At 67.9% G+C, this 11625-nt stretch carries 10 protein-coding genes; 5 read left to right on the top strand and 5 right to left on the bottom strand.

All coding sequences use genetic code 11. The features are described 5' to 3' along the window. Nucleotides 1-71: 71 nt before the first annotated feature. The gene (locus FHW78_RS18750; protein WP_183644304.1) at nucleotides 72-1436 is read left to right on the top strand and encodes a dicarboxylate/amino acid:cation symporter; all 1365 of its coding nucleotides are present in this window, start codon (nucleotides 72-74) and stop codon (nucleotides 1434-1436) included. 226 nt (nucleotides 1437-1662) lie between these two features. After that, complete coding sequence (tkt, locus tag FHW78_RS18745; RefSeq protein WP_183644301.1) at nucleotides 1663-3663, top strand: transketolase; 2001 nt, start codon at nucleotides 1663-1665, stop codon at nucleotides 3661-3663. A gap of 286 nt (nucleotides 3664-3949) precedes the next feature. Here tkt and FHW78_RS18740 read toward each other — a convergent pair whose 3' ends face one another. Continuing rightward, a complete protein-coding gene (locus tag FHW78_RS18740) occupies nucleotides 3950-5893 on the bottom strand; it encodes an acetyl-CoA hydrolase/transferase C-terminal domain-containing protein (RefSeq protein WP_183644298.1) in 1944 nt (647 codons plus the stop codon). 116 nt (nucleotides 5894-6009) lie between these two features. On the opposite strand from FHW78_RS18740, the gene FHW78_RS18735 reads away from it, so the two are divergent. From FHW78_RS18735 to FHW78_RS18725, 3 genes are read left to right on the top strand one after another with little or no spacing between them, the layout of a single operon-like run. Then, nucleotides 6010-6378: a BlaI/MecI/CopY family transcriptional regulator gene (locus FHW78_RS18735; RefSeq protein ID WP_183644295.1), complete on the top strand. Its 369-nt coding sequence runs from the start codon at nucleotides 6010-6012 to the stop codon at nucleotides 6376-6378. Continuing rightward, nucleotides 6368-7972, top strand: a complete 1605-nt coding sequence (locus tag FHW78_RS20085) for a TonB family protein (protein ID WP_255443342.1) — start codon at nucleotides 6368-6370, stop codon at nucleotides 7970-7972. The genes FHW78_RS18735 and FHW78_RS20085 overlap by 11 nt, the downstream gene beginning before the upstream one ends. Further along, a complete protein-coding gene (locus FHW78_RS18725) occupies nucleotides 7969-8526 on the top strand; it encodes a hypothetical protein (RefSeq protein ID WP_183644292.1) in 558 nt (185 codons plus the stop codon). The genes FHW78_RS20085 and FHW78_RS18725 overlap by 4 nt, the downstream gene beginning before the upstream one ends. Here the strand turns inward: FHW78_RS18725 and FHW78_RS18720 are convergent. The 4 genes from FHW78_RS18720 to FHW78_RS18705 form a co-directional block, all read right to left on the bottom strand. After that, the gene (locus FHW78_RS18720) at nucleotides 8523-9152 is read right to left on the bottom strand and encodes an ATP-binding cassette domain-containing protein (protein ID WP_183644289.1); all 630 of its coding nucleotides are present in this window, start codon (nucleotides 9150-9152) and stop codon (nucleotides 8523-8525) included. The genes FHW78_RS18725 and FHW78_RS18720 overlap by 4 nt on opposite strands. After that, nucleotides 9152-9844: a molybdate ABC transporter permease subunit gene (gene modB, locus FHW78_RS18715; protein WP_183644286.1), complete on the bottom strand. Its 693-nt coding sequence runs from the start codon at nucleotides 9842-9844 to the stop codon at nucleotides 9152-9154. The genes FHW78_RS18720 and modB overlap by 1 nt, the downstream gene beginning before the upstream one ends. A gap of 10 nt (nucleotides 9845-9854) precedes the next feature. Next, a complete protein-coding gene (gene modA, locus FHW78_RS18710; RefSeq protein WP_183644283.1) occupies nucleotides 9855-10637 on the bottom strand; it encodes a molybdate ABC transporter substrate-binding protein in 783 nt (260 codons plus the stop codon). A 163-nt stretch (nucleotides 10638-10800) separates the two neighbouring features. Beyond that, nucleotides 10801-11613 carry a S1/P1 nuclease gene (locus FHW78_RS18705; RefSeq protein WP_183644852.1) on the bottom strand — a complete coding sequence of 271 codons (813 nt, stop codon included), beginning with the start codon at nucleotides 11611-11613 and terminating at the stop codon, nucleotides 10801-10803. Nucleotides 11614-11625 lie beyond the last annotated feature (12 nt).

Below are 11625 nucleotides of genomic sequence, written 5' to 3'. Positions count from 1 at the left end.
TGACGCAGGCGCACAACGGCCGGACGGGGCAGGTTTGCTAAGCTGGATGCTTCGTTCCGAAGGCATCCCTCATGACCGAAGCCCCGACCACCGGCAAGAACAAGCTACCGCTGCACTGGAAAATGGCGATCGGTTTCATCGCCGGCCTGGCAATGGGATTGCTGGTGTACATGACGGGAATCGGCCAGCTGACCGCCGCCGGCACCGGCAATCCGGCCTGCGTCGCCGGGGCCGCCGATCTGCCTTGGCAGTGCATGCCATGGGTGCAGCTGATCACCAGTTACGTGACCGGGCCGATTGGCCAGCTGTTCCTCAATCTCATCTTCATGCTGGTGGTGCCTCTGCTGTTCTCGGCGCTGGTGGTCGGCGTTTCCGAGATGGGCGATATCCGGGCGTTCGGCCGGGTAGGCTGGCGTACCCTGGGCTATACCGTGCTGATGTCGTCCATCGCGGTGGTGCTGGGCCTGCTGCTGGTCAACTGGTTGCAACCGGGCAGCGGCATTGACCGCGAGACCGCGCAGCACCTGCTGGCCGAGGGGGCGCAACGCGCCAGCGCCATCGTCGCCAGCACGCACGAGCAGCCGCACGGACTCGACATGCTGCTGTCGATCGTGCCGGACAACGTCATCAAGGCGGCCGCCGACAACACCATCCTGGCGGTGATGTTCTTCGCCCTGATGCTGGGCATCGGCATGGTGCTGACGCCCGGCAAGGCCACCGATACGCTGCGCGAGGGCATCCAGGGTCTGTTCGACGTGTCGATGACCCTGATCGGCCTGGTGATCCGCCTGGCCCCGTACGCGGTGTTCTGCTTCATGTTCGACCTGGCCGCGAAGTTCGGCTGGGACCTGTTGTTCAAGCTCGCCAGCTATGTCGGCGTGGTGGTGCTGGCGTTGGCCCTGCACCTGTTCGTGGTCTATTCGATCGCGTTGCGCGTGATCGGCGGCTACTCGCCACGCGCGTTCTTCCGCGGCACCCAGGAAGCGATGGTGCTGGCGTTCTCCACCGCGTCCAGCAACGCCACCCTGCCGACCTCGCTGCGGGTGGCGGAAGAGAAGCTCGGCCTGCCACCGCGGATCTCGCGCTTCGTGCTGACCGTCGGCGCCACCGCCAACCAGAACGGCACCGCGCTGTTCGAGGGCGTGACGGTGATCTTCCTGGCCCAGTTCTTCGGCGTGGACCTGACCCTGTTCCAGCAGGTGCTGGTGATGCTGGTGTGCATCCTCGGCGGCATCGGCACGGCCGGCGTTCCGTCCGGCTCGCTGCCGGTGGTGGCGATGATCTGCGGCATGGTCGGCGTACCGCCGCAGGGCATCGGCCTGATCCTGGGCGTCAACCATTTCCTCGACATGTGCCGCACCACCCTCAACGTCACCGGCGACATCGCGATCGCGGCGATGGTGTCCAAGGGCGAAACCGATCGCGGGCACACCTGAGTTCGTGATCCGGCCGAATCCGCTCCCGACGCCCCGCCAATCGCGGGGCGTCGGCGTTTCGTGGCCGGGAAACACTGAAGACAGGAAATCCTGGGTCCCCGCAAGTCACTGATTCAAGGGGGGATTCGGTTCGCCGGGCGATGCCGCCGTTTCTGCCCGGCCGCCGGTCTATGGGACAATGGGCGGCCCGCATTCCGGCGCGCCACTCCAAAGCCCCGAACTCCCCATGACGACGCCCTCCCGCCGCCAGCTCGCCAACGCCATCCGTTTCCTCGCCGCCGACGCGGTCGAAACCGCCAAGTCCGGTCACCCGGGCATGCCCATGGGCATGGCCGACATCGCCGAAGTGCTCTGGAACGATTACCTGAGCCACAGCCCGAAGAACCCGCACTGGTTCAACCGCGATCGCTTCATCCTGTCCAACGGCCACGGCTCGATGCTGCAGTACGCGCTGCTGCACCTGAGCGGCTACGACCTGCCGCTGGAAGAGCTCAAGCATTTCCGCCAGTTGCACAGCAAGACCGCCGGCCATCCGGAACGCCATGAAACCCCCGGCGTGGAAACCACCACCGGTCCGCTGGGCCAAGGGTTCGCCAACGCGGTCGGTTTCGCGCTGGCCGAGAAGCTGCTGGCGCAGCGCTTCAACCGTCCCGAATTCGAAATCGTCGATCACCGCACCTGGGTGTTCATGGGCGACGGCTGCCTGATGGAAGGCGTGTCGCACGAAGCCGCCTCGCTGGCCGGCACCTGGGGCCTGAACAAGCTGGTCTGCTTCTGGGACGACAACCACATCTCGATCGACGGCAACACCGATGGCTGGTTCACTGACGACACCCCGGCGCGCTTCGAAGCCTATGGCTGGCAGGTGGTGCGCAACGTCAACGGCCATGATCCGGTCGAGATCAAGGCCGCGATCGACACCGCGCTGAAATCGGAAGACAAGCCGGTGCTGATCTGCTGCCGTACCACGATTGGTTTCGGTTCGCCGAACAAGGCCGGCAAGGAATCCTCGCACGGCGCGCCGCTGGGCAAGGAAGAGCTGGAAGCCACCCGCAAGGCGCTGGAGTGGCCGTACGGCCCGTTCGAGATTCCGCAGGAAATCTACGACGGCTGGCGCGCCGGCAACACCGGCCTGGTGCGCGAGGAACAGTGGAACATGCTGTTCGACAAGTACGCCGCGCAGTATCCGGAACAGGCCGCCGAACTGAGCCGCCGCTCGCATGGCGACCTGCCGGAAGGCTTCCTGGCCGCCGCCGATGCCTTCATCGCCAAGACCCAGGCCGAAGGCCCGGTGATCGCCTCGCGCAAGGCTTCGCAGCTGGCGATCGAAGCGTTCGCCCCGCTGCTGCCGGAAATGATCGGTGGTTCGGCGGATCTGGCGCACTCCAACCTGACCCTGTGGAAGGCCAGCAAGTCGGTCGCCACCGATGATCCGAACGCCAACTACGTGTACTACGGCGTGCGCGAGTTCGGCATGACCGCGATCAGCAACGGGCTGGCGCTGCACGGCGGTTTCCTGCCGTTCGACGCGACCTTCCTGGTGTTCAGCGATTACGCGCGCAACGCGGTGCGCATGAGCGCGCTGATTCCGGCCCACGCCATCCACGTCTACACCCACGATTCCATCGGCCTGGGCGAGGACGGTCCGACCCACCAGCCGGTCGAGCACCTGGCGTCGCTGCGCTACATCCACAACAACGACGTGTGGCGCCCGTGCGACGCGGTCGAGTCGGCGGTGTCGTGGAAGGCGGCGATCGTCCGCCGCGACGGCCCGAGCTGCCTTATTTTCTCGCGCCAGAACCTGCCGCACCAGGCGCGCAGCGAAGCGCAGGTCGCCGACATCGCGCGCGGCGGTTACGTGCTGGCCGATGCCGCCGGCACCCCGGACGTGATCCTGATCGCCACCGGCTCGGAAGTGGGCCTGGCCATGCAGGCCAAGACCACGCTGGATGCCGAAGGCCTGAAGACCCGCGTGGTGTCGATGCCGTCGACCGACGTGTTCGATCGCCAGCCGGCCGAGTACCGCGAAGCGGTGCTGCCGAAGGCGGTGCGCAAGCGCGTGGCGGTGGAAGCGGCGACCACCGATTTCTGGCGCAAGTATGTCGGCCTGGACGGCGCGGTCGTGGGCATGGAGAGCTTCGGTGCCTCCGCGCCGGCCGAAGCGCTCTACAAGCACTTCGGCATCACCGTGGAGAAGGTGGTCGAGGCGGTGAAGTCGCTGGATTGAGACGGACTTGCCGTCGTGAGTCACGAAAAAGGCCGGGCGTGAGCCCGGCCTTTTTCCTGGGTGCGTACCGTCGCCGCCGACACCCGTCGATTGCACCGTAGAGCGGAGCTTGCTCCGCTGCCGTGGTCGTTGCCGTTCGATTGGCGGCGGTTGCAGCAGACGAATGGTCGGTCGGGCCTGGATTTCAGGGTGAAGGTCCTGGTGGGAGAAACAGCAAAAATCAACAACAAAAGCAAAGCAGCGGAGCGAGCTCCGCTCTACGTCGGTGATGGCGATGCGATCTGGGTTAACCCCGGGTTTCGCGCAATCCCAATGCCAACAGCTTCGCCTCCACGCGCTCACCCCAACCGGCGGGATTCCTCAATCCCATCCGCTCCATCGCCTCGGCATCGGCGGTGCCCGCTGACATTGCCCGCAACACCGTGTCCACCTTGCCCAGTGGCGTGGTGGTCTGGCTCTTCACCCAGGACAGGGCTTTCACCAGGCGCTGTTCCACTTCGGTGAAATCGCTGCCCAGCGGGTAGTCGGGCAGGGTGCCGTCGTGGCGGAAGCGGCGCAGGCGCGCGGTCAGATGCGCGGGCGTGTTCTCCGTCCAGGCCGCCGGCGGGACGAATTCGCGACGGAGCTTGCGGCTGCGCTGCGCTTCCTCCAGCAGGCTGGACTGGAAGCGCGCGTCGGTGATGCCGGCCATCGCGATCACGCAGTCCTCGTCATTGCGGCCGCGCAGATCGGCGATGCCGTATTCGTTGATGCACAGATCGCGCAGATGGCGCGGGATGGTGGTATGGCCGTAGTTCCAGCGCACGTTCGAATGGGTCTTGCCGCCGGCGTCGCGGATGGCGCGGAACATCAGCGCCGAACGGGCATCTTCCAGCGCATGCGCCATCGCCACGAAGTTGTACTGCCCACCGACGCCGGACACGACCCGCCCATCTTCCAGCCCATCCGACACCGCCGCACCGAGCGCGGTCATCATCATCGCCGAGTTGAAGAAGCGCGCCTCGCGGCGTTGCAGGCGTTCCAGCGATTCGTGGCCGCCATAGATCTGGTTGACGCTGCCGATGCGGCGCATGCCGATGGCGCGGCGCTCGTCATCGGGGAGCGTGCGCAGCCAGTCGTAGAAAGCCGGCGATCCCAGGTAGAACGCGCCGTGCAGGTACTCGCCGTCGCGCTGCAGCCGCGCCTGGTCGCCGAGGTTCGCGGTGCCGTCGGCGATGCGTTGCATCAGCAGTTCGTCGTCGACCACCTTGCGGCGGATGACGCCGGTTTCCACCAGTCGCTTGAATCCCTCGTTGATCATTTCGCTGCAGCCGTACAAGCCCGCTTCGAAAGGATCCAGGCCACCGCTCTCGATCACGGCGGGATGCTGTTCGATCCGGGGATCCAGTGCCGCCAGCACCGCGCGATAGGCGGCGTTGTCGGTATGGCGCAGCACCAGCGCGTGGCAGAGCGCGTCGGCCAGCGCGCCGATGCCGATCTGCAGGGTACCGCCGTCGCGCACCAGCGCACTGGCGTACAGGCCGATCGCGTATTCCGCATCGGAAACAGGCTGGCGCGGCAGTCCGAACAGCATCGGATAGGGGCCGGGCGGGGTCACCACCGCGTCGAAGTAGTCCTCGTCCACCGCCGCGGTACCGCCCAGCCAGGGCAATTGCGGATCCACTTCCGCCACCAGCAACGGACGGGGCAGGCCGCGTGCCAGCACCGCCTCCACCGCATCCTGGGTGAGGTCGTTGTTGCAGGAGAGCGACAGCCGGCTTCCACCGGGCTCGCGCGCCACCTTCTGCACGATCACGTTGAGCGCGCGATCGCCCAGCGCCCGTGCCACGTGGGTGTAGTTGAGGCTCGCGTAGCGCCGCTGCGCCTGCGAGGAGGACAGCAGCGCGCCGGACTGCATGTAGAACTCCTCGATTTCGATGTGCGCGGGCAATGCGTCGCGCTTCATCGCCTGCACGTAATCCAGGCGCGGGAAGTCGTCGCCGAAGTGGCGCGAGGCGAAGGGGGCGAGGAAGCGCGCTTCCAGGCCCGCGTGCGCCTGCGGTGGATCCAGCGACAGCGCGGTGTAGAGGAACCATGGGCGGGAGGCGTCCTGCCGCAGCCGCGCGTACAGCGCGTTGAGCAGGCGATGCGGTTTGCCGATGCCCAGCGGCGCGCCCATGCGCAGGGTCTGCGGGGTGTGCTGGAGGATGAATTCGACGGCGCCGTCGAGGGAGTCCAGGTGAACGGTCATGCGCGCAAGCTTAGGCGAAAGCCGGTGAGGGAGGCAGGAACGGGGCGTCTGCCGGGGGGCTTGACAGGCGAACTGTTTACGCGCGTAATCGATGAAAATTTACAGGTGTAAACGCCATGCCGATCAGCGATGCCGAAGCCCTGGTAATGGAGGTGCTCTGGCGGGAACACCCGCTCGGCGCCGACGAGGTGCTGGCGACCCTGTCCGCGCAGACCGGCTGGGCCGAGCCGACGGTGAAGACCCTGCTCAACCGGCTGCTCAACAAGGGCGCCATCCAGGCCCGGAAGGAAGGCCGCCGTTACCTCTACACGCCCGTGCTGCCCCGCGAGGACTGGGTACGGCAGCAGAGCGCGGGAATGCTCGAACGCCTGTTCGGCGGACGGGTGGCGCCACTGGTGGCGCATTTCAGCGAACAGGGTCGGTTGTCGCCGGCGGACATCGCGGAACTGAAGAAACTGATCGCGGAGCTCGACGATGAGCAGTGATTTGCTGCGCCTGCTGTTGGCGACCACGCTCGCCACGTCCCTGATCATCCTGCTCCTGTATCTGCTGCGTGCGCCACTCCGGCGCTGGCTGGGAGCGGGTGCCGCCTACGCGTCCTGGCTGTGCGTACCGGTCGCCGCGCTCGCGGTGCTGCTGCCCGCGCGCGAGGTAGCGGTGGAATGGGACGCGGTGGGCACGGTGCTGATGCCGATGCGGGCGGCCACCGCGGCGGTGGCGCCGTCCCTGTCCTCGATGTGGGAAACATGCCTGCTGGTCGCCTGGCTGGGTGGCGTCGTCGCGATGGCGGGGTGGCTGTGGATGCGACAGCATCGCTTCGTGCGCGGCCTGGGCGAGCTGCGCCTGCGCGGGGATGGGCTATGGAGCGCGACGAGTACGCGCGGACTGCCGGCGGCGACCGGACTGTTCCGTCCCCGCATCGTGGTGCCGGCCGATTTCGAGTCCCGCTACCTGGAGCGGGAACGGGTTCTCATCGCCTGCCACGAGCGCCTCCACATCAACCGCGGCGATCTGGTGGCCAATGCGTTCATGTCGGCGCTGCGGTGCGTCTACTGGTTCAACCCGCTGATCCATCTGGCCGCGCGCCGCTTGCGCATCGATCAGGAACTGGCCTGCGACGAGGACGTCATCCGCCGGCATCCCGGTGCCCGGCGCAGTTACGGCGAGGCCATGCTGAAGGGGCAACTGGATGTCGGTCCGGTGCCGCTCGCCTGCCATTGGCCCGCGCCGCATCCGCTCAGGGAGAGGATCGCCCAACTCGGAAAGCAGCTTCCCTCTCGGCGCCGCCGTGCTCTGGCGACGCTGCTGGTGGCCGCGATGGTCGTCGCGGCCGGCTACGGCGCCTGGGCCGCGCAACCGGCGCCGCCGCCCGCGGTCGCGCAGGAGGGTCTGTACCACATCGCCATGCAGGTGAGCCTGGGCGGTGCGACCCGTGCGTTCGAGATCCGCGAGAAGCCCGGAAAGGTATTCGCGGTGTCGGGCCAGACGGAGGCCGGCGAGACGTGGAAGGGCACGTTCCGGGTCGAAGCGATGACGGCCGGGCGTGCCCGCGTGCTTGCCGATATCGACGTCGCCGGCAAGCCGGCGGGAAGCCCCGAGTTGCTGATCGAGCTCGGCAAGTCGGCGAGCCTTCGCATCGACGGTGAAAACGGGAAGCCTTCCCTCTCCATCGAACTGATGGTCACCCTCGAACCGGGAACCACCTCGCCGCTGAGCACCGGCAGCCGTCCAATCAGCCGCATGAAGCGCGCCGTCGATCATTCCACGCTCGCACCGCCGCGATATCCCGCCAGCCGGCATGAGGGGACGGTGGTGATGAGGCTGGTCATCGGGACGGAGGGAGGGGTGAGCCAGGTCGGCCTAGAGCGCAGTTCCGGCTTCGACGATCTGGACCAGGCCGCGATGACCGCCGCGCGCGGATGGCGTTTCGAGCCGGCCATCGAAGGGGGCCGTGCCGTGGCGTCGATGGTGCGGGTGCCGGTGGAGTTTTCGCTGGATGAACCGGATGACCTGGCGCAACAGGCCGCACGCGATCCGACCGAACCGGCGTGGAATGGACAGCGGAGTGCGCGGCGATGAGGCGCACCGCGCATGCGATCGCGCCACGCTGGATGCTGGCGGTGACGATCGCCGGCCTGACCGCTTGTGCCAGTCCTCCCGCCACCCGCATCGACAGCGTCGAGCGCCGCCTGATCATGCCGGAAGGCAGCGCGCGCTACCCAATGGCGGCGCACCAGGCGTTCGCCTATCCGGTTCCGCAGGACAACGTCTCGCCGGTGTTTCCCGCCGACTATCCCGCGCGCGAACTGGCGCCCACCACGCTGTGCGTGTCGTTCGTCGTCGATGCAGCGGGCAATCCTGCACAGGTCAACGCACTGGCCCAGGAAGGCTGCGCGCCGGCGGAGCAGTTCGTCCCGCTGCGCGACGCGATGCTGGCCGCGGTGAGCCAATGGCGGTTCGAACCGGCGATGTTCTGCGACTATCCCGATGCCGCCACCCGCGATCGCGACTGGAATGGCGTCGGCTGCGCGGGTGCGACCGTGCAGAAGCGGATCGTGCCGGTATCGCTGGCCTATGCCTTCACCTTCAGTCTCCGCAACGGCAAGGGCGAGGTGGCGTCGGCCAAGCGCTAGTCGCTGCCCGGCGCCATCGCATGCACGGCGTCGGCCAGGCGGCGCACTTCCTCGGCGTGGTGGCTGACGTAGACGATCGGCAGGCGGATTTCATCGCGGACCCGCTGCAGGTAGGGAATCAACTCTTCACGGCGTGCCTGGTCCAGTGCGGACAGGGGCTCGTCGAACAGCAGGATCGCCGGTTGCGAGAGCAGCGCACGCCCGATCGCCACCCGTTGGGCTTCGCCGCCGGAAAGGTTGCGCGTGCGCCGTCCCAGCAGCGCACCGATGCCCAGCAGTTCGACCACCGCGTCGAAACCGAAGCGTACCGGCGTGTTTCGGCCATGGCGCCCGTAGCGCAGGTTGCCGCGCACGTCCAGGTGCGGAAACAGGCGCGCATCCTGGAACACGTAGCCGATGCGGCGTCGATGGGTGGCGATATCGATGCGGTTCGCGCTGTCGAACAGCACCCGGCCATCGACTTCGATATGCCCGGCCACCGGCGATACCAGCCCGGCGATGGCGTTGAGCACGGTGGTCTTGCCCACGCCGGACGGACCGGAAAGCGCGAGCACGCGCGCGTCCGATTGGATGCGCACGCGCCGATGGAACGTACCGCGCCTGAGTTCCACGTCCAGCCGCAGCATCAGATTTCCTCCCGGCCAACGTGGCGCCGCGTGAGCCATTCCGACAACAGCAGCGCGATCAGCGAGATCGCGACCGCGACCGCCGCCAACCGCCAGATGCCGGCTTCGCCGCCGGGGACCTGCATCAGCCCATAGATCGCCGACGACAATGTCTGGGTCTCGCCCGGAATGTTGGACACGAAGGTGATGGTGGCGCCGAATTCGCCCAGTGCCTTGGCGAACGCCAGCACGGTACCGGCGACCAGGCCGGGCCAGGCCAGCGGCAGGGTGACGGTGAAGAACACCCGCCAGGGACCGGCGCCTAGCGTGGCCGCGGCCTGTTCCAGCCTGCGGTCGGTGTTCTCCAGCGAGAGCCGGATGGCGCGCACCATCAGCGGAAATCCCATCACCGCGCAGGCCAGCGCCGCGCCGGTCCAGCGGAACGCGAACACGATACCGAAGTGCTGTTGCAGGAAGGCGCCAACCGTACCCTGCGTTCCCAGTGTCATCAGCAGGGCGTAGCCCATCACCACCGGCGGCAGCACCAGCGGCAGGTGCACCACCGCGTCGAGCAGCGCCTTGCCGGGAAAACGGCGCCGTGCCAGCAGCCAGCCCACCAGCACGCCGAACGGCAGGCTGGCGATCGCCGCGGTCACCGCCACCTTCAGGCTCAGGCGGATGGCGGTGATTTCCTCGGGTGTGAACCAGTCCAAGCGGCGCGGCCTACTTCAGCAGGACGAAGCCGTGCCGGCGAAAGATCGCGCCGGCTTCCGGCGAAGCGAGCCACTTCACCAGGGCATTCGCCTGCGCGTTGCGCTCGCCGCGCAGCGCGGCGACCGGATAGACGATGGGCGGATGGCTGTCGGCGGGAAAAGTCGCCACCACCCGCACCGCGGGTTCGGCGCGCGCATCGGACAGGTAGACGATGCCCAGCGGGGCCTCGCCGCGGGCGACCAGCATCAGCGCCGCGCGCACGCTTTCGGATTCGGCCAGGCGCGTCTCCACGCCAGGCCACTGGCCCAGTTTCTGCAGCGCCGCGCGCGCGTACTTGCCGGCCGGAACGGTGCGGGTCTGCCCGACCGCCAGCCGGCCCTGGCCCAGCGCGGTCGCCAGCGATCCGGGCCTGGCCAGGTTCACCTGGCGCGTGCTCGCCTTGGGAGCAATCAGCACCAGCCGGTTGCCGAGCAGGTTGCGCCGCTGCGCCGGATCGAGTTTGCCGCGCTGCTGCAGGTAGTCCATCCATTCGAGATCGGCGGAGAAGAACACGTCGGCGGGCGCGGCCTGCTCGATCTGCCGCGCCAGCGCGGAACTGGCGGCGTAGGACACCCGGACCGGCGTGCCGGTGGCGCGCTGGTAGGCGGCGGCGGCCTCGTCCATCGACTCCTTGAGGCTGGCGGCGGCGAACACCGTCAGCGACGCGGGTTCCTGCGCCGGTGCAGTCGTGGTGAAGGCAAGTCCCAGGACCAGCAGGCTTGCCCAACGACGAAGCGGGAAGGGGCGGATCATGGCGGGGCTCTGCTCGGGTGCGCCAGGGAATGCCGTGGCGCGCGCCGCGTGCGAAACGCGCGCGATGGCGCGGGGCGCGCACGCCGCGATCGCCGGCGGAGCGAATGCGAACAACGAAAACAAGCGTCGGACATTCATCGGGATGCGTCCTGGGCCGGGGGATTCAGTGCGGGGCAAGCGCCGCGTTCAACAGTGATGCCAGGCGCGCGCCGCCCAGCCTCAGCTGGCGCTCGGCGATCGGCCGCTGCTGTTCGTAGTACGCGGTTTCCAGTTTGGCACGGGCGGGATAGAAGCCCGGCGCGACGACAATCGCGCAGGATTGGCGCGCCCAGTCCGCCGAGGCGGGAGGCAGCGCGGCGGCCCGATCAGGCGCGGGAAGAGGCAGCGCGCGCAATACCCGCAGGTAACCGTCTTCATTCAGTCCGCGGCTGTTGAGCAGGCCACTGTCCCAGACCCGGTGCAGGTTGCCGCCCTTGCCCTGGTAGCTGGTCTGGAAATCGTTGCCGCCCTTGTCGCGCGCATAGCCGGCATGCAGCGGCTGGTGGGCATCGCCGACGAAATGGACGACGAACTTCAGTGCCTGCAGGCGTTCGGCGTCCGGTCGCCTGGGGTCGGCGAGAATGGCGCTCTGCGCGCGGATCGCCTCGACCACGCATTTGCCGTCGGGGCAATCACGCGCGGGCTGGTAACTGCAATCGTGTTCGCCGATGTTGACGTAGTGCCAGCGTGCGGCGGCCTTGCCGAGGTCGGGATCGTTCTCGCGCAGGTCATCGGCCCAGTTGGCGATGCCGGCGAGCGTGGGCTCGGCTTCGCCGCGCAGCAGGCGCTGGATTTCCGCGCGCGCCCGCGGATCCAGATCGGCTTCCGCCAGGCGTGCCACCAGCCGGTGTCCCAGCGGACCCCACGCGCCTGCGCGGGGCGCGAGCGGCAGGAGCAGGCAGAAGGAAAGGAATGCGGAAAAAACGGTGCGGGTCATGCCGGCCACTTT

It is taken from the genome of Pseudoxanthomonas sp. OG2 (assembly GCF_014192765.1).
Taxonomy (GTDB): domain Bacteria; phylum Pseudomonadota; class Gammaproteobacteria; order Xanthomonadales; family Xanthomonadaceae; genus Pseudoxanthomonas_A; species Pseudoxanthomonas_A beigongshangi.
The sequence above is the reverse complement of the archived record's forward strand: the minus strand, read 5'-3'. Positions and strand labels throughout refer to the sequence as shown.

Coding starts and splice junctions, on each gene's coding strand:
- FHW78_RS18750 (WP_183644304.1), top strand. CDS start 72: ATGACCGAAGCCCCGACCACCGGCAAGAACAAGCTACCGCTGCACTGG.
- tkt (WP_183644301.1), top strand. CDS start 1,663: ATGACGACGCCCTCCCGCCGCCAGCTCGCCAACGCCATCCGTTTCCTC.
- FHW78_RS18740 (WP_183644298.1), bottom strand. CDS start 5,893: ATGACCGTTCACCTGGACTCCCTCGACGGCGCCGTCGAATTCATCCTC.
- FHW78_RS18735 (WP_183644295.1), top strand. CDS start 6,010: ATGCCGATCAGCGATGCCGAAGCCCTGGTAATGGAGGTGCTCTGGCGG.
- FHW78_RS20085 (WP_255443342.1), top strand. CDS start 6,368: ATGAGCAGTGATTTGCTGCGCCTGCTGTTGGCGACCACGCTCGCCACG.
- FHW78_RS18725 (WP_183644292.1), top strand. CDS start 7,969: ATGAGGCGCACCGCGCATGCGATCGCGCCACGCTGGATGCTGGCGGTG.
- FHW78_RS18720 (WP_183644289.1), bottom strand. CDS start 9,152: ATGCTGCGGCTGGACGTGGAACTCAGGCGCGGTACGTTCCATCGGCGC.
- modA (WP_183644283.1), bottom strand. CDS start 10,637: ATGATCCGCCCCTTCCCGCTTCGTCGTTGGGCAAGCCTGCTGGTCCTG.
- FHW78_RS18705 (WP_183644852.1), bottom strand. CDS start 11,613: ATGACCCGCACCGTTTTTTCCGCATTCCTTTCCTTCTGCCTGCTCCTG.